The 22,366-nt window shown below is 67.8% G+C and carries 26 protein-coding genes, 2 tRNA genes and 1 pseudogene; 10 read left to right on the forward strand and 19 right to left on the reverse strand.

Features of this window, described 5'->3' with window-relative positions; translation table 11 throughout:
• Nucleotides 1–52: 52 nt before the first annotated feature.
• On the forward strand, nt 53–520 hold the full coding sequence (locus Q8Q88_RS05955) for a TIGR02300 family protein (protein ID WP_305674305.1): 468 nt from the start codon (nt 53–55) through the stop codon (nt 518–520).
• 119 nt (nt 521–639) lie between these two features.
• Nucleotides 640–715, forward strand: a tRNA-Ala gene (locus Q8Q88_RS05960).
• A 61-nt stretch (nt 716–776) separates the two neighbouring features.
• Here the strand turns inward: Q8Q88_RS05960 and Q8Q88_RS05965 are convergent.
• Nucleotides 777–1,403: a TetR/AcrR family transcriptional regulator gene (locus Q8Q88_RS05965; protein ID WP_305674284.1), complete on the reverse strand. Its 627-nt coding sequence runs from the start codon at nt 1,401–1,403 to the stop codon at nt 777–779.
• Between the two features lie 89 nt (nt 1,404–1,492).
• Between Q8Q88_RS05965 and Q8Q88_RS05970 the strand changes: the two genes are divergently transcribed.
• From Q8Q88_RS05970 to Q8Q88_RS05980, 3 genes are all read left to right on the forward strand, one after another.
• Nucleotides 1,493–1,978 carry a DinB family protein gene (locus Q8Q88_RS05970; RefSeq protein WP_305674285.1) on the forward strand — a complete coding sequence of 162 codons (486 nt, stop codon included), beginning with the start codon at nt 1,493–1,495 and terminating at the stop codon, nt 1,976–1,978.
• Between the two features lie 137 nt (nt 1,979–2,115).
• Nucleotides 2,116–2,529 (forward strand): Hsp20 family protein, encoded by a 414-nt coding sequence (locus Q8Q88_RS05975; protein ID WP_305674286.1) that lies wholly within the window; start codon nt 2,116–2,118, stop codon nt 2,527–2,529.
• A gap of 71 nt (nt 2,530–2,600) precedes the next feature.
• Nucleotides 2,601–2,855 carry a DUF1150 domain-containing protein gene (locus Q8Q88_RS05980; protein ID WP_305674306.1) on the forward strand — a complete coding sequence of 85 codons (255 nt, stop codon included), beginning with the start codon at nt 2,601–2,603 and terminating at the stop codon, nt 2,853–2,855.
• Nucleotides 2,856–3,025: 170 nt separating this feature from the next.
• On the opposite strand, the gene Q8Q88_RS05985 is transcribed toward Q8Q88_RS05980, so the two are convergent.
• From Q8Q88_RS05985 to Q8Q88_RS05995, 3 genes are all read right to left on the reverse strand, one after another.
• Entirely contained in the window at nt 3,026–3,490 is a 465-nt protein-coding gene (locus Q8Q88_RS05985; protein WP_305674287.1) for a PTS sugar transporter subunit IIA, read from the reverse strand.
• 70 nt (nt 3,491–3,560) lie between these two features.
• Nucleotides 3,561–4,199, reverse strand: a complete 639-nt coding sequence (gene hpf, locus Q8Q88_RS05990) for a ribosome hibernation-promoting factor, HPF/YfiA family (protein WP_305674288.1) — start codon at nt 4,197–4,199, stop codon at nt 3,561–3,563.
• A 32-nt stretch (nt 4,200–4,231) separates the two neighbouring features.
• Nucleotides 4,232–4,813, reverse strand: coding sequence for an exopolysaccharide biosynthesis protein (locus Q8Q88_RS05995; RefSeq protein WP_305674289.1), 582 nt, complete (start codon nt 4,811–4,813; stop codon nt 4,232–4,234).
• Between the two features lie 339 nt (nt 4,814–5,152).
• Here Q8Q88_RS05995 and Q8Q88_RS06000 point away from each other — a divergent pair, with 339 nt between their 5' ends.
• Nucleotides 5,153–6,202, forward strand: a complete 1,050-nt coding sequence (locus Q8Q88_RS06000; protein ID WP_305674290.1) for an aspartate-semialdehyde dehydrogenase — start codon at nt 5,153–5,155, stop codon at nt 6,200–6,202.
• A gap of 39 nt (nt 6,203–6,241) precedes the next feature.
• On the opposite strand, the gene Q8Q88_RS06005 is transcribed toward Q8Q88_RS06000, so the two are convergent.
• From Q8Q88_RS06005 to Q8Q88_RS06025, 5 genes are all read right to left on the reverse strand, one after another.
• Nucleotides 6,242–7,036, reverse strand: a complete 795-nt coding sequence (locus Q8Q88_RS06005; protein ID WP_305674291.1) for a MetQ/NlpA family ABC transporter substrate-binding protein — start codon at nt 7,034–7,036, stop codon at nt 6,242–6,244.
• A gap of 13 nt (nt 7,037–7,049) precedes the next feature.
• Entirely contained in the window at nt 7,050–7,715 is a 666-nt protein-coding gene (locus tag Q8Q88_RS06010; protein ID WP_305674292.1) for a methionine ABC transporter permease, read from the reverse strand.
• Entirely contained in the window at nt 7,715–8,695 is a 981-nt protein-coding gene (locus Q8Q88_RS06015; RefSeq protein WP_305674293.1) for a methionine ABC transporter ATP-binding protein, read from the reverse strand. The genes Q8Q88_RS06010 and Q8Q88_RS06015 overlap by 1 nt, the downstream gene beginning before the upstream one ends.
• 56 nt (nt 8,696–8,751) lie before the next feature.
• Entirely contained in the window at nt 8,752–10,242 is a 1,491-nt protein-coding gene (gene rpoN, locus Q8Q88_RS06020; protein ID WP_305674294.1) for an RNA polymerase factor sigma-54, read from the reverse strand.
• Between the two features lie 124 nt (nt 10,243–10,366).
• The gene (locus tag Q8Q88_RS06025; protein ID WP_305674295.1) at nt 10,367–11,110 is read right to left on the reverse strand and encodes a glutathione S-transferase family protein; all 744 of its coding nucleotides are present in this window, start codon (nt 11,108–11,110) and stop codon (nt 10,367–10,369) included.
• A 105-nt stretch (nt 11,111–11,215) separates the two neighbouring features.
• Between Q8Q88_RS06025 and Q8Q88_RS06030 the strand changes: the two genes are divergently transcribed.
• Nucleotides 11,216–11,935, forward strand: a complete 720-nt coding sequence (locus Q8Q88_RS06030; protein WP_305674296.1) for a YafY family protein — start codon at nt 11,216–11,218, stop codon at nt 11,933–11,935.
• Nucleotides 11,936–11,994: 59 nt separating this feature from the next.
• Here the strand turns inward: Q8Q88_RS06030 and Q8Q88_RS06035 are convergent, their stop codons facing one another.
• The 7 genes from Q8Q88_RS06035 to Q8Q88_RS06065 all read right to left on the reverse strand — a co-directional run bounded on the left by Q8Q88_RS06035 (nt 11,995) and on the right by Q8Q88_RS06065 (nt 17,321).
• Entirely contained in the window at nt 11,995–14,043 is a 2,049-nt protein-coding gene (locus Q8Q88_RS06035) for a S9 family peptidase (protein ID WP_305674297.1), read from the reverse strand.
• Between the two features lie 83 nt (nt 14,044–14,126).
• Entirely contained in the window at nt 14,127–14,861 is a 735-nt protein-coding gene (gene lptB, locus Q8Q88_RS06040; protein WP_305674307.1) for an LPS export ABC transporter ATP-binding protein, read from the reverse strand.
• Between the two features lie 25 nt (nt 14,862–14,886).
• Nucleotides 14,887–15,453 carry an LptA/OstA family protein gene (locus tag Q8Q88_RS06045; protein WP_305674298.1) on the reverse strand — a complete coding sequence of 189 codons (567 nt, stop codon included), beginning with the start codon at nt 15,451–15,453 and terminating at the stop codon, nt 14,887–14,889.
• A gap of 53 nt (nt 15,454–15,506) precedes the next feature.
• Nucleotides 15,507–16,124, reverse strand: a complete 618-nt coding sequence (lptC, locus tag Q8Q88_RS06050) for an LPS export ABC transporter periplasmic protein LptC (protein ID WP_305674299.1) — start codon at nt 16,122–16,124, stop codon at nt 15,507–15,509.
• Nucleotides 16,125–16,132: 8 nt separating this feature from the next.
• The gene (locus Q8Q88_RS06055; protein WP_305674300.1) at nt 16,133–16,750 is read right to left on the reverse strand and encodes a ribonuclease D; all 618 of its coding nucleotides are present in this window, start codon (nt 16,748–16,750) and stop codon (nt 16,133–16,135) included.
• 51 nt (nt 16,751–16,801) lie between these two features.
• Nucleotides 16,802–16,888, reverse strand: a tRNA-Leu gene (locus Q8Q88_RS06060).
• 31 nt (nt 16,889–16,919) lie between these two features.
• Nucleotides 16,920–17,321: a Rid family hydrolase gene (locus Q8Q88_RS06065; RefSeq protein ID WP_305674301.1), complete on the reverse strand. Its 402-nt coding sequence runs from the start codon at nt 17,319–17,321 to the stop codon at nt 16,920–16,922.
• Between the two features lie 129 nt (nt 17,322–17,450).
• Here Q8Q88_RS06065 and Q8Q88_RS06070 point away from each other — a divergent pair, with 129 nt between their 5' ends.
• Nucleotides 17,451–18,422: a complex I NDUFA9 subunit family protein gene (locus tag Q8Q88_RS06070; protein WP_305674302.1), complete on the forward strand. Its 972-nt coding sequence runs from the start codon at nt 17,451–17,453 to the stop codon at nt 18,420–18,422.
• A 4-nt stretch (nt 18,423–18,426) separates the two neighbouring features.
• On the opposite strand, the gene Q8Q88_RS06075 is transcribed toward Q8Q88_RS06070, so the two are convergent.
• From Q8Q88_RS06075 to Q8Q88_RS06080, 3 genes are all read right to left on the reverse strand, one after another.
• Entirely contained in the window at nt 18,427–18,711 is a 285-nt protein-coding gene (locus Q8Q88_RS06075; RefSeq protein WP_305674308.1) for a BrnA antitoxin family protein, read from the reverse strand.
• Nucleotides 18,677–18,970, reverse strand: coding sequence for a BrnT family toxin (locus Q8Q88_RS24675; protein ID WP_371129813.1), 294 nt, complete (start codon nt 18,968–18,970; stop codon nt 18,677–18,679). Before Q8Q88_RS24675 ends, Q8Q88_RS06075 begins: the two co-directional genes overlap by 35 nt.
• Before the next feature lie 85 nt (nt 18,971–19,055).
• Complete coding sequence (locus Q8Q88_RS06080; protein ID WP_305674303.1) at nt 19,056–19,862, reverse strand: undecaprenyl-diphosphate phosphatase; 807 nt, start codon at nt 19,860–19,862, stop codon at nt 19,056–19,058.
• Between the two features lie 219 nt (nt 19,863–20,081).
• Between Q8Q88_RS06080 and Q8Q88_RS06085 the strand changes: the two genes are divergently transcribed.
• Together Q8Q88_RS06085 and Q8Q88_RS06090 are read left to right on the forward strand one after the other, a co-directional pair.
• Nucleotides 20,082–21,530: an NAD(P)-dependent oxidoreductase gene (locus Q8Q88_RS06085; protein ID WP_305674304.1), complete on the forward strand. Its 1,449-nt coding sequence runs from the start codon at nt 20,082–20,084 to the stop codon at nt 21,528–21,530.
• Between the two features lie 5 nt (nt 21,531–21,535).
• Nucleotides 21,536–22,366: pseudogene (locus Q8Q88_RS06090) on the forward strand (glutamate synthase large subunit); the annotation flags it as partial.

Raw genomic sequence — 22,366 nt, forward strand, 5'->3', positions numbered from 1 at the left:
GCGCGTGGCAAGGGAGCCGGCTTCATTTGAACCCCTGTCCAGAGGCCCGCCCTTGGCCAATCCCGAACTGGGTGCAAAACAGCTTTGCCCCAACTGCCAAGCGAAATTCTACGACCTGACCCGTCGCCCGGCTCACTGCCCCAAGTGCGACCACGAATTCGACCCTGACGAAGCCGTCCGCAATCGCCGTGTCCGCGCCCGCGCGGCGCCCGTCGATCACGACGCCGAGGAGGCCGAAGATCAAGTCCGCGCCAAGGCCCAGGCCGAAGACGAGGAAGAGGAGGACGAAGTCGTCACCCCCGAACTCGACGAGGCGGTGGCTGACGTTCCCCTGATCTCCGACGACGACGACGAGGCGCCCGACGCCGCGCCGGAAGACCAGCTCTCGGAGTTCACCGAGGACGACGACCTCGAGGACGAGGACGACGCCGACGTGCCGTTCCTGGAAGACGAGGACGAGGACGATTTCGACGACACCGAAATCGAAGGTCTGCCCGGCGAGGGCGACGACGACCGCTAGGATCCAAGGCGCGACAACCCGCCCCGAAAAAAAGCCCTCTGGGCGGGTTGATCGCGCCAAACTCTCAGACTAGGTTCCGCGCCTCTTCGGCGGGGACCCCGTCAGAGACCCGAGACCTCGGGGCTATAGCTCAGCTGGTAGAGCGCTTGAATGGCATTCAAGAGGTCAGCGGTTCGACTCCGCTTAGCTCCACCATGGAGGCCCGCAGTGAAAGCTGCGGGCCTTCGCCTTTTCCGGGCCTCGGTTTCGGCCGCGTCTAGGGCAGCAGATACCGCACCACCAGCCTCGTGGCCTCGTCGACCAGGGTCTCGGCCGCTTCGTCCGTAAGGCCTTCGGAATGGTGCAGGACCGCGGTGTGGGTCAGCGCCTCTATGGAGGTCACGCAGACGAAGACCGCCAACTCCAGGTCGAGGGCGCGCAGCTCGTCGCGACGCCCCTCGAGATAGGTCCGAAACAGCGCGTAGGCCTCGCGATTAAGCGCCTCGACATTGTCCAGCCGGCCGGTGCGCGGAATCTGCTCCGTCAGGACGCGATGCAGCTTGGGATCGATGCGGTGGGCGTCGATCGCCGCGGCGACGACCTTGCGCACCGCGATCTCGATCGGCTGGGCGGCGACCTCCGCCAGCACGCCGCGGACCAGCGTCAGGGCGCCTTCGTTGTGGCGATCGATGACAGCGGCCACGAGGGCCTCCTTGCTGGGATAATATTGGTAGAGCGAGCCGACGCTGACCCCCGCCTCCTCAGCGATGCGGTTGGTGCTGGCCTTGTCGAAGCCCTCCCGGACCAAAATGCGAGCGGTCGCCTCGATCAGGGCGTCGACCGTCGCACGCGATCGCTCCTGAGAGGCCTGCTTCCTGGGATTGGTGAGCGGCCTGCGCGCCATGTTCCGCGTTCCGGAAGCGAGTAGAAGATACGAGCTATCACTCGTATCTTAGCCGGACGAGACAGGAAACGCCACCGGAGCCCGTCCCCATGATCCGCCAGCCCTACGCCCAACTCATCGACATCAAGCGGTGGGCCGATCGCGGCCTCTACGACGCGGTCAGCCAGAACCTCGACCGGCTGACCGACGAGGAGACCTCGATCATGCTCCGCATCCTCGACCACATCCATGTGGTCGACAGGATCTTCCAGCACCACCTGCTGGGGACCACGCACGCGTTCCAGGCGGCGCGGTCTGAAGAAATGCCGGAGTTCCAGGCGTTGGCCGACAGCGCTAGGGAGATCGACGACTGGTACGCGACCTATGTGGCCGGTCTGGCGGCGAACGATTTCGAACAGCCTCTCGATTTCGTCTTCACCAGCGGAAAGCCAGCGCGGATGCGGCGGGGCGAGATTGTCCTGCACGTCTGCCTGCACGGGACCTATCACCGGGGCAATGCCGGCGCCGTCCTGCAATTGAAGGGCCTCGCCCCGAGCCGCGACTCGATCACGGACTTCCTCGAGGATGCGGCCTGAGCGTCCGCGCCGCCCTAGCGCCGCCTTTTCCATCCCCGTTGAAATTCCGCCCCCCGCCCACCAGATAGAGTCCATCCGGGGCTTCGCGCCGATTGCGGGCGAGGTTCCGGGGAGTCGCTTGGAGCGAGGACTCTGGAATGAACCGGTCGATCGTATTCGACAGCCCCTTCCTGCTGGGCTTCGATCACACCCGTAGCCTGATCGAGCGCGCGGCCAAGGCCGCAGCCGAGAGCTATCCGCCCTACAATGTGGAGGATCGCGGCGACGGGGCCCTGCGCATCACGTTGGCCGTGGCCGGGTTCACCCCCGACCAGCTGCACGTGACGGTGGAGGACCGCCAGCTGATCGTGGCCGGCAAGCGCGAAGGCGCGGGCGAGGAAGCCTATCTGCATCGCGGCATCGCGGCGCGGGGCTTCATCCGTAGCTTCGTCCTCGCCGACGGCATGATGGTGGAGGGCGCCCTGCTGGAGCACGGCCTGCTCCATATCGACCTAACCCGACCGGAACCTGAACGGCTGGTTCAGCGGATTCCCATCCGCACCGGCGGATAATCCAGCCCAGCTAGGACGACCGGCTGAACCTGCGGTCGTCGGATGCGTTGAGTTTTACGGAGGTGGTCATGATGACGCCGAATCTTACGACCGAAGCTTTCGCCGCTCTTGGCGGTCCCGATCTCGTCTATGTCCGGCCGATCAAGGCCGCCGAGATCATCGCCTCGACCCCCACGGCCCAGATCCAGGGCTTCGATCTCGATCCCAACCAGACCCTCTATGCGGTCCACCGGGCCGATGGCGAGCGCCTGGCCGTGCTGACCGACAAGGAATCCGCCGTCGCCGCCGCCCTCGCCCACGAACTGGCGCCGGTCTCGGTCCACTAAGGACGGCGAGAATCCCACAACTGTCATCCCGGAAGGCGCGGAGCGCTTATCCGGGACCCATAGGCGCCTGATTGCGCAAGCACCGGCGGCGCCTCGCCATCTGGAATAGCCCCGCGCGTATAGGTCCCGGTCTTGCTTCGCAAACCGGGATGACAGCTCTTGGTGGGCTTCTATGCCGCCGCGGACGGCCGCTCCTGCACCAGCAAGGCATGGATGGCGTCGGGCGTGCGCGCCTTGCGCAGATGATCGCGCAGGTCGCCCTGGCGCAGCAGGCGCGAGACCCGGGCCAGCGCCCGCAGATGCTCGGTCGAGGCGTTCGGCGGGGCGAACAGGGCGAAGATCAGATCCACCGGCTGGTCGTCGACCGCATCGAAATTCACCGGGGTGTCGAGCCGGATGAACACGCCGCGCATGCGGGTCAGGCCTTCCAGCCGCGCGTGCGGCGCGGCCACGCCGTAACCGACGCCCGTCGAGCCCGCGAGCTCACGATCGGCCAGGGCGTCGAGGATCACCCCGGCGTCGATGCCGAAATTGCGGGCCGCGACCTCGGCCACCAGGGCCAGGACTTGGCGCTTGTTCGGCGCGGAGGCTCGCGCCGCAATCGCGGCGCGGTCCAGGATATCGCCAATCTGCATAACGTGTGACGCCCAAACAAAGTGGCCCCGATCACACCCCGGGATCAGGAGCGCCGGAAGTCCGGGGCTCTTAAACCCCGGCTCCGTTCAGCGCGTTCCCATTCACGGATTTCGTGCGTTCAGGGTCGATCCAGCCAATATTCCCGTCAGGCCGGCGGTACACGACGGACAAGCCACCGTGAGCGGCGTTCCTAAACACGATTGTCTGAGACTCCGTCAAGTCCAACTCCATGACCGCACTGGAAACGGTCATCTCGCGAACGGGCCTTTCCGTTTCGGCGATAACCATTCCCGACGGCGGGGTATGGGCGGACTGCGGCGTTTCGCCCTCGTCCCAGTCCATGTCCTCGTCGCCCTCGGGCGCTCGGATCACGAAATAGGAGGCCGTCTCCGCCTGGCGGGCGGAGGCCGCGGCGGAATGGCTCTTCAACCGGCGCTTATAACGCCGGATGCGAGTCTCCATCTTGGCCAGGGCGGCGTCGAAGGCGCCGTGAGCGTCTCCGCCCAGCCCGTGACTCTGCAGGGCCTGGCCTGAGGCCAGTTTCACCGCGCAGTCGACCCTGAAGGAATGACCCTCTCGGCTGACGACGACGTCGGCGTCGCCGCCGCGGTCGAAGTATTTGCCGATAGAGCCGGTGATTTCGTCGGTGACCCGCTCGCGCAGGGCCTCCCCGACGGCGACATGCTTGCCGGAAACAAGGACTTGCATGTGAAGAACAACGCGCCTCCGCGCGGTTGGTGTCAAGCGGCCCCGAACCAGTTCACGAGATGTCGAACGCCATCGATCACCAAGTCAGCGGCGAGGAACAAAACCGCGCCGCTGACGGCCGCCAGCAGGTAGCCCACCAGGGCGAAAACCCCATCCCGCTGGAACAGCGAAAAGCCCAGCACGCCGATCGTGAGAGCCGGCAGCAGGTTGCCCAGCGGGATGGGCAGGATCAGCACGAAGGACAGCAGAGTGCAGATCACGCCGATCAACCGATCGCCGGCCGGCCCGAACATGAAGGTCAGCCGCGGGCGCGAAACTCGCTCGATCCGCTCCACCCACGGCAGCAGCCGACCGAATATCCTGTCGAGACTGGCGCCCGCCATCCTGCGGTCGTCGAGGACTTTCGGCAGCCAAAGCGTCGGGATCCCCATGGCCACCTGCGGCGACAGCAGCAGCAGGGGCGCGCCCAGCAGGGTGGAAGAGCCGGGCGGCAAGGGAAGCAGGTTGGGGATGGCGAAGACGAACATCAGGGCGCCGAACGCCCGGCGGCCGAACCGGTCGATGATCTCGCCCACGGCCAGGCTGTCCTGCTCGCCAAGTTCGCGCAGGATCATCGAAATCGGCTTCCGGCGTTCATTGGCGGCCGGCGGCATTTGGCTCCCCAAGACTCCCAATCGTCAGCTCCAAGAACGTGGCGCAGCGACAACGCGCGAACCACGAAATGGATTTGCGCTGCTTTGCGCTGTTTACAAGCAACCCAGCTTCGAACTATTTCGCGGCCATGCGTCGTTCGATGATCAAAAGCGCGATTAAAACCACCATGCCCGCGGGGCCTGGGGTTTGGCGCGCGCACGCCGCGTAGCACCCCCAAGGACCCCGCCGCCAGGACGGGGTCGCCGATTTCCTTCGAAGACAGGCTCCCGATCCTCCGGCTCAACTGGAGACGAGACCTGATGCTGTCCACCCTCGAAGCCCCCGCCCGTCCCATCGGCCAGAAGCTGTTCAATGTCGCGGTCGTCGGCGCCACCGGCGCGGTCGGCGGCGAAGTGATCGGCTGCCTGGAACGCCGTGGGTTCCCGGTCCGCGACCTGCGGCTGCTGGCCTCGCCGCGCTCGGCCGGCAAGACGCTCGCCTTCAACGGTCGCGACGTCGCCATCGAGGCCCTGGACGAGGCGAGCTTCGCCGGGATGGATATCGCCATCTTCGCCTCCGCCAGTGGGATCAGTCGCCAGTACGCGCCGATCGCCGCGGCGGCGGGCTGCCTGGTGGTCGACAACTCCTCGGCCTTCCGCATGCAGGAGGACATCGCCCTGGTGGTGCCCGAGGTGAACGGCGAGCTGCTGGCCGCCCGCCCGGCCATCGTGGCCAATCCCAACTGCGTGGCCGCCATCGCGGTCATGGCCCTGCAGCCGCTGCACGCCCGCAACAAGGTGGTCCGGGTGATCGGGGCGACCTATCAGGCCGCGTCCGGGGCCGGGGCCGCGGCCATGGCCGAGCTGGAACAGTCCACCGCCGCCTACCTGGCGGGCGAGGCCTACGCCCCGCGAGTCCTGCCGCACCCATACGCCTTCAACCTGTTCAGCCACAACGCCGAGGTCGATCCGGACAGCGGCTATAATGGCGAGGAGCTGAAGGCCATGGCCGAGATCCGCAAGATCATGTCGGCCCCGGAGATGCGGCTCTCCTTCACCTGCGTGCGGGTCCCGGTGCTGCGCGCGCACTCCATGTCGCTGGTGGTCGAGTTCGAGAATCCTGTGACGCCCGGTGAGGCCGAGGCCTGGCTGGCCGACGCCCCCGGCGTGCGGCTGGTCAACGACCACGTCGCCAACCGCTATCCGATGCCCAACGAGGTCTCGGGCCAGGACGAGGTGGCGGTGGGCCGCATCCGGACCGACCTGTCCGATCCCACCGGCCGCACCCTGTCGATCTTCCTGGCCGGCGATCAGCTCCTGAAGGGCGCGGCGCTCAACGCCGTGCAGATCGCCGAAGTCCTGGCGCGCTAGATTCTTTTCCTCCCCCGCTTTGCGTGGGAGGAAAAGGACCTAGAACGCTGGCTGGACGGCCCCGTGGTAGGTCTTCTCGATGAAGACCTTCACCGCGGGGCTGGTCAGCGCCTTGGCGAGTTTCTGCACGCGCGGATCATCCTTGTTGTCTTCCCGGGCCACCAGGAAGTTCACATAGGGGCTCTGCTTGTCCTCGAGGATCAGGGCGTCCCTGGCCGGGTCCAGCTTGGCGTCGAGCGCGAAATTGGTGTTGATCACCGCCAAGTCCAGCTCGCCCAGCACGCGGGGCAGGGTGGCCGCCTCCAGCTCGCGGAACTTCAGCCCCCTGGGATTTCCCACGACGTCGTTCAGGGTCGAGAGCGGGTTCCTGGGATCCTTCAGGGTGATCAGCCCGCCCTTCTGCAGCAGCAACAGGGCGCGACCGCCGTTGCTGGGCTCGTTGGGGATGGCGACGTTGGCGCCCTGTGGCAGGTCGGCGAGCGCCTTGTGCTTGCGGGAATAGGCGCCGATCGGCTCGATATGGACGCCGACCACCCGCAGCAGGCGGGTCCCACGCGCCTTGTTGAATTCGTCCAGATAGGGCGCGGTCTGGAAATAGTTCACGTCGAGCTGCTTCTGGTCGACCTGCAGGTTGGGCTGCACGTAGTCGTTGAACACCTTCACATCCAGCTTGAGCCCCTGCTCGGCGAGGATCGGCCGGACCACTTCCAGGATCTCGGCGTGGGGCACGGCGGTGGCCGCGATGGTCAGGGTGTCGGGGGCGCTCTGGGGCGCCTCGCGGCCGCAGGCGGCCAGCACCAGGATCCCGGCGCTCAGAATCAGGGTGCGGAACATGGGAACTCCTTCATCAGCGCCGGCTGACCTTGATGACCAGGCGGTCCCCCGCCCATTGCAGCCCCTGGACCAGGGCCAGCAGCATGAGCACGGTGACCACCATGACGTCGGTCTGGAACCGCTGATAGCCGAAGCGGATCGCCAGGTCGCCCAGGCCGCCGGCCCCCACCACTCCAGCCATGGCCGTGTAGGACACCAGCGCGATGGCGGTGACCGTCGCCCCGGCCAGGATGCCGGGCATGGCTTCCGGCAGCAGGGCCCCGAACACGATCTGGCGTGGGGTGGCGCCCATGGCCTGAGCGGCCTCGATGACGCCGCGGTCGACCTCGCGCAGGGCGGTCTCCACCAGTCGGGCATAGAAGGGCGCGGCGCCCACCACCAGCGGCGGGATGGCGCCGGCCACCCCGAGCGAAGTGCCAACCAGCAACACGGTCAGCGGGATCATCACGATCAGCAGGATCACGAAGGGCACCGAGCGCAGGACATTGACCGTGAACGACAGGGCCGCGTTGGCCGCCCGGTTGGCCAGTAGCTGGCGCGGGGCGGTCAGGAACAGGATCACCCCCAGCGGCAGGCCCAGGATGACGCTGAACGCCAGGGAGCCGCCCAGCATGATCAGGGTGTCGAGCAGGGCCTGGGCGATGTCGGCCCAGACCACGTTGGCCAGCAACGCCTCCATCACGCCTCCTCCAGCCGCACGCCGGCGGCGGTGAGGCGGGCGCGGGCGGCGGCCACGTCGCCGCCCACCAGCGAGACCAGGAGCTGCCCGTAGGGTTCGTCGCGTATGCGGTCGATGCGGCCGGCCAGGATCGAATAGTCGACGCCTGTGTCGCGGGCGATCCGCCCCAGGATCGGCTCGAAGGTCGCCTGGCCCCGGAAGGTCAGCCTCAGGGTGGGCGGCCCGCCCTCGATCTTGGCCGCCGCCAGGCCGGCGGCGTCGGCCACCAAGCGGCGCGTCACCTGATGGGTGGGATGCAGGAAGACCTCGGCCACCTCGCCGCTCTCCACCACCGATCCGGCGTCGAGCACGGCCACGCGATGGCAGACCCGGCGGATCACCTCCATCTCGTGGGTGATCAGGACGATGGTGAGGCCGAGCTCGCGATTGAGCTGGGCCAGCAGGTCGAGGATCTGTTCGGTGGTCTGGGGATCCAGCGCGCTGGTCGCCTCGTCGCAGAGCAGGATCTTCGGACCGTTGGCCAGGGCGCGGGCGATACCGACCCGCTGCTTCTGGCCGCCGGAGAGCTGGGCGGGATATTTCGCAGCCTGGTCCGCCAGGCCCACCAGGTCGAGCAGCTCGGCCACCCGGGGGCCGATCGCCGAGCTCGGCATGCCGGCCACCTTCAGCGGATAGGCCACATTGGCCGCCACCGTCTTGGACGAAAGCAGGTTGAAGTGCTGGAAGATCATGCCCACCCGGCGGCGCAGGGCCCGCAGGGCCGCCGCGTCCAGGGCGCCGACATCATCGTCGTCGGTGACCACCCGGCCGACGCTCGGCCGCTCCAGGCCGTTGATCAGCCGGATCAGGGTCGACTTGCCAGCGCCCGACTGGCCGATGACCCCGAACACCTCGCCGGGACGGACCTCGAGACTCACGTCCTTCAGCGCCGGCGAGGGCGCGCGGGGAAAGGTCTTGCCGACGGCTTGGAAGCTGATCACGCGCCATCCCTAGCCGGACATGCGCCGTGCTCAAGATAGAAATTCTTGGAAACAGGCTAGGCGGTTTCCTTGAGCGCCCGTCGCCGTTCCACCGAGGAGGGGATGCGCAGGGCCTCGCGGTACTTGGCGACCGTGCGCCGGGCGATATCGACTCCCGTCTCCTTCAGGATGTCGACGATGGCGTCGTCGGAATGGACGTCGCTGTCGGTGCGCTCGGCATCGATCAGCTGCTTGATCTTGTGGCGCACGCTCTCGGCCGAGTGGGCTTCGCCGCCCGAGGACGAGGCGATCGACGAGGTGAAGAAGAACTTCAGCTCGAACATGCCGCGCGGGGTGGCCATGTACTTATTGGAGGTCACCCGGCTGACGGTGGATTCGTGCATGCCGATGGCGTCGGCCACGGTCTTGAGGTTCAGCGGTCGCAGGTGCTCGACGCCATAGGCCAGGAAGCCGTCCTGCTGGCGGACGATCTCGGAGGCCACCTTGAGGATCGTCTTGGCGCGTTGGTCGAGACTCTTCACCAGCCAGTTGGCGCTGGCCATGCAGTCGGCCACGAAGACCTTCTCCTGGTCGGTGCGCGCCGCGCCCGAGACCCGAGCGTGGTAGCGCTGGTCGACCAGCAGCTTGGGCAGGGTGTCGGTGTTGAGCTCCACGTGCCACAGGCCGCCCTGGCCCTCGCGCACGTGGACGTCGGGGGCCACCGGCTGCGAGGGTTCGCCGCCGAAGGCCGCGCCGGGGCGGGGCGTCAGCGCCCGCAGCTCGGCGACCATGTCGCGCAGGTCGTCGTCGTCGACGCCGCAGATCTTGCGAAGAGCCGGCATGTCGCGCTTGGCCAGTAGTTCGAGATTGTCCAGCAGCGCCATCATGGCCGGATCGCAGCGATCCAGCTCCTTGAGCTGCAGCATCAGGCACTCGCGCACGTCGCGGGCGAAGACGCCGGTGGGCTCGAAACCGTGCAGTGCGGTCAGCACCTGTTCCACCATCGGCAGACCACAGCCCAGCCGCTCGGCGGTTTCCGGCAGGTCGCAGCGCAGATAGCCGCCCTCGTCGACCGAATCGATCAGCACGGTGGCCACCACCAGCTCGGCCGGCGACAGGCCCGCCACGGCGAGCTGGTCATGGAGGTGTTCGCCGAGGGTCTTGTCCCTGCTCAGCCGGCCTTCGAAGTCGTCGCCATCCTCGAAGCCGCCGCCACCGGATCCGGCCTTGGACCAGTCGATGGCGCCGCCGGCCTGCTGGGCCTCGGAATCGCCCGTGGCGACCTCGCCGGGCGAGGCCTGGTCGTGGGTGATGTCCATGTGCGGCTCAGCGCCGCTGTCGGGAATCTGGTCGGTGGAGAAGTCGTCCGATTCGCGCGGCGCTTCCTCACGATCGGGCTCGTGGTCGGTCTCGTCGCGGGCCAGCAACGGATTGCGTTCGAGCTCGCCCTCGACATAGGCCTCTAGCTCGAGGTTCGACAATTGCAGCAGCTTGATCGCCTGCTGCAGCTGGGGGGTGATGACCAGCCCCTGGCCTTGCCGAAGTTCCAAACGCGCGCCGAGCGCCAAATCCGCCTCCTGGCCTGAATCTTGCTCAAGCCTAGGGCGCCCATCCCCACCGATTGGTTAACTCTCCCCCCAAAAACAGGAACTGCCGCGCGGACGCCGGGGGAGCGGCGTCCGCGCGCCACTGTCACGCGGCGACCGCCTCGGGCGCGCGGAACAGCGGGGTCCAGCGGTGGTCGGGATAGACCCCGGCCATCATCCGATCGACATAGGCGACCAGGTTGTCGAGCCGCATGGCCCGGTTGCGGATCGGGGCGTCGAAATAGGGCGTCATCAGGCCCGACAGCACGCCGAAGGCGATAGCGTCGACCCCGGTCGGACGCTCGCCCATCATGAACGCCTGGTCGCCCAGCAGGGCCGAGAGCGCGGCGAGCGAACGCACGCCCAGGCCGAGGATCTCGGCCTCCGAGTGGCGGCCGACCCCGACGGCGCGGATATTGCCGGCGATCTCGTGCTGGATCTGCTTGCGCAGATCCTCCTGCATCTCCGGCGGCAAATCCTTGAAGAACATCGCCGGGCCCTTAGCGAAATTCTCGGGTGTCAGCCAACGCACATGAGCCGTGGTCCAGGCGAAATGGTTCTCGATCATCCGCTCGATGGCCCAGGCCTGGGCGCGCTGCACCGGGCAGAGCCCTTCATCGAAGTCGACCCCGTACTTCCGCTCCAGGTGCAGGCGGATGAAATGGCTGTCGGCGATCATTTCGCCGTCGTCCTCGATCCAGGGGAGCTGGCCCTTGGGCGAGCTTTCCCGTTGGGCCTGCACCCGCTCATAGGCGACCCCCGCCATCTGCAGGTGCACCTCGGTCTTGGTGACATAGGGGCTGATTTCCGGAAGTCCGAAACCGGCGCCGAAGCCGTGGAGCATGATCATTGGGGTCCCTCCTTTGATTTGACCCCCTAGGCTTAGAGCGCATCTGCTGCCACCATGCTGTCAGCAGCGTGGCGGCATGCTGCGGATATGACGAAGCGGATTTCCATGCGACGCGCCGATCGGCTGTTTCAGATCATCCAGATCCTGCGCCGATCGCGCGGGCCGATCACCGCCGACAAGGTGGCCGAGGAGCTGGAGACCTCCAAGCGCACGGTCTATCGCGACATCGCCACCCTAATGGGCCAGAGGGTGCCGATCCGCGGCGAGGCCGGCATGGGCTATGTGCTGGACCAGGGCTTCGACCTGCCGCCCCTGATGCTGACGCCGGACGAGATCGAGGCCGCCGTCCTGGGCGCCCAGTGGGTGATCGGCCGCGGCGACCCGGCCCTGGCGCGCGCCGCCGAGGACCTGATCGCCAAGATCGCCGCCGCCGTGCCCGAGCGCCTGCGCCCCTATGCCCTGGAGCCCACCAGCCGGGTGCCGCCGGCCTGGATGACCGAGCCCGACCGGGTGGACATGGCCCAGGTGCGCCTGGCCATCCGCGGCGGTCGCAAGATCCACCTCAAGTACCGTGACGAGCAGGAGCGCCCCACCGAGCGGCTGATCTGGCCGATCACAGTGGGTTACATGCAGACCGTCCGCCTGCTGATCGGCTGGTGCGAACTGCGCCAGGACTTCCGCAGCTTCCGCACCGACCGGGTTGAGGAGGCGGCCTTCCTGGAAGACCGCTACCCCGAACGCCCGGCCACCCTGCGCGCAAAGTGGCGGGCCAGCATGCCCAACCGGCCGCCGCCGCCGCGGCCGGCTCCCGTAACGGCCGCGTGAACTCCTCCTCTCCACCCGTCTTCGGGGGGAGAGGAGGCGGTTGCGCCACTCGCAGGGGGCTAGTTCCTATACCGCTCGAACCAGGCGAGGATGGCCTGGGCCTTGGCGCCGGATTGGGACGGGCGGATGGCGATGCCGCCGTGCGAGGCGTCGGGCACCCGGACGAAGGCCGTGGGCACGCCGCGCAGCTTCAGGGCCTGGTAGTATTGCTCGGACTCGCCCACCGGGGTGCGCAGGTCCTTGTCGCCGACCACCACCAGGGTGGGGGTCTTCACATTGCCGACCAGGGAGAGCGGCGAGCGGGCCCAATAGCCCTGGGGGTCCTCCCACGGCATCTTGCCGAACCAGTAGGCGGCCATGAAGTTGGCGCCGTCGACGGTCAGCACCTGGCTGGTCCAGTTGATCACCGGCTTCTGGGTGGCCGCGGCCCGGAAGCGGTCGGTCTTGCCGACGATCCAGGCGGTCAGCGCCCCGCCGCCCGAGCCGCCGGTCACATAGAGCCGCTCCGGATCGACGAAGCCCTTGGCGACGGCGGCGTCCACCACGCTCATCAGGTCGTCATAGTCGTGGTCCGGGTACTTCTTGTCGATCTCGTTGGCGAAGGCCTGGCCGTAACTCGTGGAGCCCCGCGGGTTGGAATAGACCACCACATAGCCCGCCGCCGCATAGAGCTGGTTGTCGGTGGAGAAGGACGGGCCATAGGCCGAGAACGGCCCGCCGTGGATCTCCAGGATCAGGGGATATTTCTTGGCCGGGTCGAAATTGGGCGGAGTGACGATCCAGGCGTCGATGGCCTTGCCGTCATAGGCCGAGGTGGTCGGCAGCTTTTCGACCTTGCCCAGGGCCTTGCCGGTGAACAGGTCGGTGTTGAGCGCGGTAAGCCGCTTGGCCGCCCCGCCGCTGGTCACCGCCAGGTCCGAGGGCCGGTCCACGCCCCCTTGCGTGAAGGCCACCGCCCCGGTCTGCGCCACCGAGAACTCGCCGCCGGTATAGGGCCGGTCGAGCGAGGCGCCGGTCAGCCCCTGCGCCAGGGGCGTGATCTTCCCGTCCAAGCCTATCCGCGCCAGCTTCTTCACAGCTTGGTCGTCATAGCTGACCACCAGGCTGCGGCCGTCGCGCGACCACTGGGCGCCGTCGATGCTGCGGTCCAGGCCCGCGGTCAGCGAGCGGGGGTTCTTGCCGTCGCGGTCCATGACATGGAGCTGGACGTTCTCGTAGCTGCGCCGCGCGGCGTCGTCGTAGCCGAGATAGGCGATCAAGCGGCCATCGGGGGAGACCTCCGGGGCGGCGTCGGGTCCGACCCGGGTGGTGAGTTGGGTCATCGTCCCGTCGGCGACGCCAACCTGCCAGATCTCGCTCTCGTTGGGGTCGCGCTCCCAGTCCTTGCCCCGGTTTGCTGCGAACAGGACGTGGCGGCCGTCGCGGCTCCAGGTCAGCGGCCCGTTGTCGTCGAACTTGCCGAAGGTCAGCTGACGGGGCGATCCGCCGTCGGCCGAGACCACGAAGATGTGGCTGAAGCCGGGCTTCAGCTCCCCATCGCCGTCCGCGCGCCAGGTCATGCGGTCCTCGACCCTGAGCGGCGCGGCCCACCTAGCCCCTTCCGGCTTGGCCGGCGGGGCGGCGAGCTTGGCCGGCTCGCCGGGGGTCAGCATGGTGATAGCCAGGGATTTGCCGTCCGGCGACCAGGCCAGGTCACCCGGCGCCTGCTCGAGGGTGGCGACCTGGGCCGAGCGACCGCTGGTGATCCAGCGGACATGGATCTGCGGCCCACCGTCTGGGCCCGAGACCACATAGGCCAGGCGCTGGCCGTCCGGCGACCAGCGTGGGCGGCTGTTGGACCGCTCGTCGGCCACCAGCGGCGTCTGGACGCCGGACTTGGGATCGACCAGCCAGATCGAGCGCTTGCCCCGGTCGCTCATGATGTCGTTGGCGACCCGCACATAGGCGATCGCCCCGCCGTCCGGACGGAACTGCGGGTCGGTGGCGTATTCCAGGCCGAACAGGTCGCGCGGCGTGAACAGCCGGGTGGGCGCCTCGGCGACCTGGGCGGCGACGGGTGTGACGGCAAGCACGGCGCAGGCCGTGAGCAGCAAGCTGATCGAACGCATGAAACAGGAAGGTCCCTGCCGCCCCATTGCGGCGGCGCCCATAGACAGACCTCAGGTCGGTTTTGTCCAGACGGCCGGAACCCTCAGCCGAAGCGTTCGCCCAGATAGACGCGGCGGACCTCGGGATTGTCGACGATCTCGGCGGGGGAGCCCTCGAACAGCACCTCGCCGGCGTGGATGATCGAGGCGCGATCGATGATGTCCAGGGTCTCGCGGACATTGTGGTCGGTGATCAGGATGCCGATGCCGCGGCCCTTGAGATAGGCGATCACCTCGCGGATGTCGGCGATGGCCAGGGGGTCGATCCCGGCGAAGGGCTCGTCCAGCAGCATGAAGGAGGGCTCGGAGGCCAGCGCCCGGGCGATCTCCACCCGGCGGCGCTCGCCCCCCGACAGCGAGATGGCTGGCGCCTTGCGCAGGTGCTCGATGCGCAACTCTTCCAGCAGCTCGGTGACGGTGGCCTTGGCGCGGGCGGCGCTGGTCTCGCGCAGCTCCACCACCGCCATGACGTTCTCCTCAACGCTCATGGCGCGGAAGATCGAGGTTTCCTGGGGCAGGTAGCCGACGCCCATGCGGGCGCGCTGGTACATGGGCTGGCCGGTGATGTTTTCGCCGTCCAGGAAGATCGAGCCGTAGTCGGCCGGGATCAAGCCTGTGATCATGTAGAAGCAGGTGGTCTTGCCCGCGCCGTTCGGACCCAGCAGACCCACCACCTCGCCGCGGGCCAGCCGCAGGGAGACGCCCTTGACCACCGGGCGACCGCGGAAGGACTTGCCGACATTGTCGACCACAAGGCCCTCGCCGGCGAGCTCCGGCAGGGTGGCGAAGCGTTCGGGGCGCACCCTAGCGACGCGGGGCGGACGGCCCCGCCGCTTGCTGCTTCTCGGGATAGATCACCGCCCGCGGCCGCGCCTTGCCGCCGCGGCCCTTCGAGTTGGACTGCATCTGGGCGTCGCCGGTGGCGACGTTGACGGTCAGGCGCTCGCCGCGCAGCACGTTCTGGCCGTTCACCGCCACCACGTCGCCGGTGATGACGATCCGCTCGCCCGGCACGTCATAGTCGGCCGCGTCGCCGCGCACCTTCTGCTGGGGGGTCACGTAATAGACGTTGCCGACGGCCTCCATGCGGTCGAGTTCGCCGCAGGTGGCGCCCTTGCCGCCGGCCTTGGCGGGACCCTTCTTGCTGTAGGTCTTCAGCACGTCGGCACGCAGGCGGGTGCGGTCCTGCAGGGCCTCTGCCGATCCGCTCCAGATCGACAGGCACTCGGTGTTGACCACCTCGAGGGAGTCGGCGGTGATGTCGACGGGGGCGTCGGAACCCTGCGAAAGCTGCGCGCCGGCCGGCCCCGCGGCCAGCAGGCCCAGGGCGCAGGCCCCGACGGCCCAGCGTGTCATCTCAAGCTTGCTCATGCTCATGAAGCCCATGTGGGAAGCCCCGCACCCCAAACCCAGTCCGTGGAAGTCTACTTCGAATTTATCTGGCCGCGCACGCCGCCCTTGAAGACCAGGCGTTCACCCTTGTCGTACACGCCATAGGACTTCGCGGTGATTTCGCCAAGCGATCCGACGCCCGAGATCTGGCCCTGACCTTCCAGCTCGCCGGTGGCGGTGTTGAAGATCGAGCTCGCCGTGTCGAAATTGGCGTTGGACCCGTTCATCTTGACGCCGCCATCCAGGTTCAGCACCCGGCGATCCTCGCGATAGACGCCCGACTTGGCCGTGATCCGCGTGGGATTGGCCCCCTCCTCGTCGAGGATCAGGGTGGGCGTCTCCAGCACCACACGCTGATAGTCGCCTTCGTCGCGGACCGCCACCTTGGCGGTCAGGACAAAAGCCCGGCCCTTGTCGTCGCGGCCGACGAAGCGGGGGTTGACCAGCTGGATCGGTTCATCGTCCTCGGCCGGCGTCGCGCGCCCGCCCATCACCGTGGCGTGGACCACGAAGCCGCCCATGGTGAGCAGGATGAGCGCGATCGCCCCCGGGAGCAGGATCCGTAGCCGCCGGATCATCCGCGAACGCCGGCGCCACCGGGCGAAGTCCCGGCGCGATCCTGGAGCGGCGGAGATGGCGGCTTCGGTCACCTAGGACCTCATGCGTGGGCGAAGATGTCGACCTCTTCCCATCCCGCGACGTCCAGCATGGCGCGGTGGGGCAGGAAGTCGAAACAGGCGCGGGCCAGGTGGTCGCGGCCCTCGCGGACCAGCATGGCGTCCAGCCGCGCGCGCAGGGCGTGCAGATGCAGGACGTCGGAAGCCGCATAGGCGAGCTGATCGTCGGAAAGCTTGGCGGCCCCCCAGTCGGAGCTCTGCTGGGCCTTGGACATGTCGACGCCCAGCAGCTCCCGCGAGACGTCCTTCAGCCCATGGCGGTCGGTATAGGTCCGGGCCAGCTTCGAGGCGATCTTGGTGCAGTAGACGGGGGCGGTCATGACCCCAAGGTGCAGGTGGAACATGGCGATATCGAAGCGGCCGAAATGGAAGATCTTCACGATCTCCGGATCGGTCAGCAGCCGCTTCAGGTTGGGCGCGTCGTAGTCGGGCCGCGACAGGCGCACCACATGGGCGTCGCCTTTGCCGTCTGAGAGCTGGACCACGCACAGGGGGTCGCGGCCCAGCCGCAGGCCCATGGTCTCGGAATCCACCGCCACGGCCTCGGCGTCCACAAGGACACCCGCCGGCAGATCGCCTTCGTGCAGGAAATTAGCCAAGGGGCCTCACGCTCCGGATCAGTATGTGTCCTCTCACTATAGAGAGGAGGATGGTGCCCAGGAAAGGACTCGAACCTTCACGACCTTACGGCCACTGGCACCTGAAGCCAGCGCGTCTACCAATTCCGCCACCTGGGCCCGATCCGCCGGATCGCGCGAGGCGCGTTCCTTAGGGCGCCGTCTGGGCCGGGTCAACGCCCCTTTGCGACGAGATGACGGCGGTCACCTCGATCTGGACCCGGGCGGTGGGAGGCGATAGCCCCGAGACCTGGACAAGGCTGGCGGCCGGCAGGGTGGCGCCGAACACCTTGGCGTGGGCGCGCGCCACATGATCCAGGTCGGCGAGGTCGACCACGTAGGTCACGGTGCGCACCACGTCGTCCAAGTGGGCGCCCACCTCCGACAGGGCCGAGGCGATGATGGCCAGGGCCGAGCGCGCCTGGACATAGGCGCTGGCCTCGAGGTCGGCGGCGCGCGCCGTGGTGCCGGCGACGAACACCTGGTTCTCCACCCGGACGGCCCGCGAATAACCGTAGACGGCCTCGAAGGGCTCGCCGGATCCAATCTTCATGACAGACATGGCATCCTCCTGACGCCGCATCATAACGCCTGAAGCGCCCGCGCGGATCGCTCGCATTGCGGCGGCGCGGCGCATCGTCTATCCGGGCGGCCTAGAACTCACTGATTTCAAGCAGGCGCCATGCAGGATCTGGTCACCGTCTTTGGCGGGTCGGGCTTCGTCGGAAGCCAGGTGGTGCGGGCGCTCGCCCGCCAGGGCCTGCGCGTCCGCGTCGCGGTCCGCCAGCCGCATCTGGCCCACACCATGCGCTTGATGGGCGACGTCGGTCAGATCGAGGTGGTCCAGGCCAATGTCCGCGTCACCGATTCCGTGCGCCGGGCGCTGCAGGGCGCCGTGGCCTGCGTGAACCTTGTGGGCGTGCTCTACGAGACCGGGCGCCAGAAGTTCCAGGCCGTCCACGTGGACGGCGCGCGCAATGTCGCCGCCATCGCCAAGGAGCTGGGCGTCGAGCGCCTGGTGCAGATCTCGGCCCTGGGCGCGGACGAGGCCTCGACCTCGAAGTACGCCCGCACCAAGGCCGCCGGCGAGGCCGCGGTGCGAGCCGCCTTTCCCGAGGCCGTACTGGTCCGGCCTTCCGTGGTGTTCGGCCCGGGCGACGACTTCTTCAACAAGTTCGGCGAGATGGCGGTGATCAGCCCGGTCCTGCCGCTGATCGGCGGCGGCGCGACCAAGTTCCAGCCGGTGTTCCTGGGCGACGTGGCCAAGGCCGTGGCCCGCGCGGTCTCCGAGCCCGGCCACGAAGGCAAGACCTATGAGCTGGGCGGCCCGGCGGTCTTCTCGTTCCGCGAGATCCTGGAGCTGATCCTGAAGGAGATCGAGCGCAAGCGCATCTTGCTGCCGCTGCCCTTCCCGATCGCGCGGGTGATCGGCGTGCTGTGCTCGCCCCTGGCCGTCTTCACGCCCTGGGCTCCGCCGCTGACCGCCGACCAGGTCGAATCCCTGAAGACCGACAACGTGGTCTCCGGCGCCCATCCGGGCCTAGCCGAGCTCGGGATCGAGCCGACGACGGTCGAGGCGATCCTGCCGACCTATCTCTACCGCTTCCGCAAGGGCGGCCAGTTCGCCGACCAACAGGATTCCGCGACGGTCTAGCCGCCTATTTCACGCCGCCCTGGGCCTTGGCGTAGGCCCGCAGGACCGCGTTCATCCGGGTCTGCCAGCCGCGCCCCTGACTCTTGAACCAGTCCATCACGTCGCTGTCGACTCGCATGGAGGTGGCGGTCTTGGTGGGGATGACCAATTCCGCATTGCGGAACCATTCCTCGTCGAGGATCGGCGCCGCGTCGGGATCTTCGGCGATGGCCCTTTCGATGTCTTCGTCGGTCAGGGCGTCGACCCGTGCCCAATCAGTGTCGCCGCGTCGCAGCCGACCCGCTGACACCTTGATCAAATTGCGCTCTCTCATTCCGTCGGGCCCTCCGGGCGGAGATGATACGGATGAAGCCAGCTCGCGGCGTCCAAACCACGACGATCATCTGCCCATCGCATTCGTGGATCGAGGAGAAGCGATTCTCTTCGCCTCGCGGACTCGGCCTGGTCAGCGCCATTCCGAGCAATGCATGTGCAGCATCGTTGAAGCCGATGCCGTGAAGCAGCCGATTGCGTTCGGCCTTGCTCTCATCCCACTCAAAATACGACATCGTCAGCCTCAGACCGGAAGAACGTCACATCCTCGGAGACGCTGGCGAACGTCAAGATCGTATATACAATAGTATACTATATATTTCAAGGTCTGGCGAATTGGATGATGCCCAGGCCCACGACCCCCACCGCGATCCGCCACCAGCCGTAGGGCGTCAGGCCGAAGCGCGCGATGAAACCCAGCATGGTCTTCACCACCAGGACGGCGGAGACGAAGCTGACCACGAAGCCGACGGCGATGACGCCGAGGTTGTCGGCGGTGAGCACGTCGCGGTTCTCCCAGAAGTCGAGCGCGAAGGCGCCGACCATGGTCGGAATGGCCATGAAGAACGAAAACTCGGTCGCCGCGCGGCGGTCGATACCGATCAGCGTGCCGCCAACAATGGTCGCGCCCGAGCGCGAGACGCCCGGCACGACCGACAGGCACTGGAAAAGCCCGATTCCCACGACGCGCCAGAACGACAGCGCCATGGCGTCTCCCTCGCGCGGTCGCGGCGACCAGCGGTCGACGACGATCAACACCACACCGCCCAGGATCAGCGACACGCAGATCAGCGGCGCGCTCTCGAACAGCACGTTCTTGATCAAGTCGTGCAGCGCGAAACCGACCACGGCCGAGGGGATCACCGCGATCACCACGCTGGCGGCGAACCAGCGCGCCTGCGGGTCGCTCGGCAGGCGCAGGAACACCCCCCACAGCCGTTGGAAATAGAGCACCACCACGGCGAGGATCGCGCCGAGCTGGATCATGACGCTGAAGGTGTCCCAGAAGCCGTCCGGCAGGCCCAGCAGGGTCTTGGTCAGCAGCAGGTGCCCCGTCGAGGAGACCGGAATGAACTCCGTCAGGCCTTCGACGAGGCCGAGGATGACGGCGTAGATCCAATCGGCCACGGCGGAACTCCTTACTGAGACAGGGTGGGAAAAGGCGGCGAACAGGGTAAATATGGCGTTTATCCAATTATTGGACTAAATATCGCCTCAAGACTGATTTTGACAGCGGTAACCTCTCGGCCGCCTCTCATATGGTCTAATTTATGGATCATGTGGTTTTCGTCTCGCCTGTTCTTCTGTAGAAACCTACCGCGCCCAGGTCGGGCGGGAGGCGCCGCCATGGCCGAACGGATGCTGAAATTCACTACCGTCGAGCGGACCACGCCGGCCAAGCGCGTGGCCGCCGCGCGCACAGGCGATTTCCACGAGATCTATGCCGACTTCATCGACGCCAAGGCGGCCGAGCAGGCCTCGCGCTGCTCGCAATGCGGCATCCCGTTCTGTCAGACCCATTGCCCGCTCCACAACAACATCCCCGACTGGCTGCGGATGACGGCGGAAGGCCGGCTGGAAGCGGCCTATCACCTGGCCCCGGCGACCAACTCCATGCCCGAGATCTGCGGCCGCAACGGCCCGCAGGACCGGCTGTGCGAAGGCTCCTGCACCATCGAGCAGTCCGGCCACGGCACCGTCACCATCGGGGCGGTGGAACGCTATCTCACTGACAAGGCCTGGGAGGAAGGCTGGGTCGCGCCCCTGCGCGCCGGCCCCCCGCGCGGCCAGTCGGTCGGGGTGATCGGGGCGGGCCCCGCGGGCCTGGCCGCCGCCGAGCGCCTGCGCGAAGGCGGCTATGAGGTCACGGTCTATGACCGCCACGACCGGGCCGGCGGCCTGCTGATCTACGGCATCCCAGGCTTCAAGCTCGAGAAGGAGGTCGTCGAACGCCGCACACGCCGACTGGCCGAGGGCGGGGTGGTGTTCAAGCTGAACTTCGAGGTGGGCGCTGACGCCACCCTGGAGGACCTGCGGCGGGCGCACGACTCCGTCCTGATCGCCACCGGGGTCTATGCGGCCCGCAACCTCATCGCCCCAGGCGCCGGCTCGGCCGGAGTGACGCCGGCCCTGGATTACCTGATCGCCTCGAACCGGATCGGCCTGGGCGACAGCGTGCCGGCCTTCGAGAGCGGCGAGCTGAACGCACAGGGCCGCGACGTGGTCGTGGTCGGCGGCGGCGACACGGCCATGGACTGCGTGCGGACCGCCGTGCGCCAGGGCGCCAGGTCCGTCACCTGCCTCTATCGCCGCGACCGCGCCAACATGCCGGGTTCGGCCCGCGAAGTGGCCCACGCCGAGGAAGAGGGCGTGGTGTTCGAATGGCTAGCCGCCCCGCGCGCCGTGCTGGGCGAGGCCGATCGCGCCGCCGGCCTGCGCGCCGCGCGCATGCGGCTGGGCCCGCCCGACGCCACCGGCCGCCAGGCGCCCGAGGAAGTCGAGGGCGGGACCTTCGAGCTGCCCGCCGACCTGGTCATCAAGGCGCTCGGCTTCGATCCCGAGGACCTGCCCAGCGCCTTCTCGGCGCCTGACCTGGCGGTGACCCGCTGGGGCACGCTGAAGGCCAACTTCAAGACCCTGGAGACCAGCCTGCCCGGCGTCTTCGCGGCGGGCGACATCGTGCGTGGCGCCTCCCTGGTGGTCTGGGCCATCCGCGACGGCCGCGACGCCGCCGACGCCATCCATTCCTACCTTCAGGCCCAGGTCAGCGCGCCCGCGCTGGTCGCGGCGGAGTGAAGACCATGAGCGAGATGCAGCGCTATCTGGCGAACCGCGAGCGCCTCATCGAGGGCCACGCCTACAACCCCGCCGACGAGCGCGACGCCTGCGGCGTGGGCCTGGTCTGCGCCCTGGACGGCCAGCCGCGCCGCGAGGTGGTGGAGCTGGCCATCCGCGCGCTGAAGTCCGTCTGGCACCGGGGCGCGGTCGACGCCGACGGCAAGACCGGCGATGGCGCGGGCATCCTGCTGAGCGTTCCGCAGGACTTCTTCGCCGACCAGGTCGCCCGCATCGGTCACACCGTGCGGCCGGGCGCCATCGCCGTGGGCCAGGTCTTCCTGCCGCGCAACGATCTCAGCGCCCAGGAAGCCGCACGCACCATCGTCGAGGCCGAGGCCCTGCGTTTCGGCTTCTACATCTATGGCTGGCGCCAGGTGCCGGTGGACACCTCGGTGATCGGCGAGAAGGCCAACGCCACCCGGCCCGAAATCGAACAGATCATGCTCTCCCCGCCCGCCGGCCTGTCGGGCGAACCGCTGGAACGCGCCCTCTTCCTCTGTCGCAAGCGGATCGAGAAGCGCGTGGCCGCCGCGGCGATCCGCGACTTCTACCTGTGCTCGTTCTCCGCCCGGCAGCTCATCTACAAGGGCATGTTCCTGGCCGAGCACATCGACGAGTTCTATCCCGACCTGAAGGACGAGCGGTTCTCGGCCGCGGTGGCGATCTTCCACCAGCGCTACTCCACCAACACCTTCCCGGAGTGGCGGCTGGCCCAGCCGTTCCGGATGCTGGCCCACAACGGCGAGATCAACACCGTCAAGGGCAACATCAACTGGATGAAGTCCCACGAGATC

This window comes from Phenylobacterium sp. (genome assembly GCF_030697925.1).
Taxonomy (GTDB): Bacteria; Pseudomonadota; Alphaproteobacteria; order Caulobacterales; family Caulobacteraceae; genus Phenylobacterium.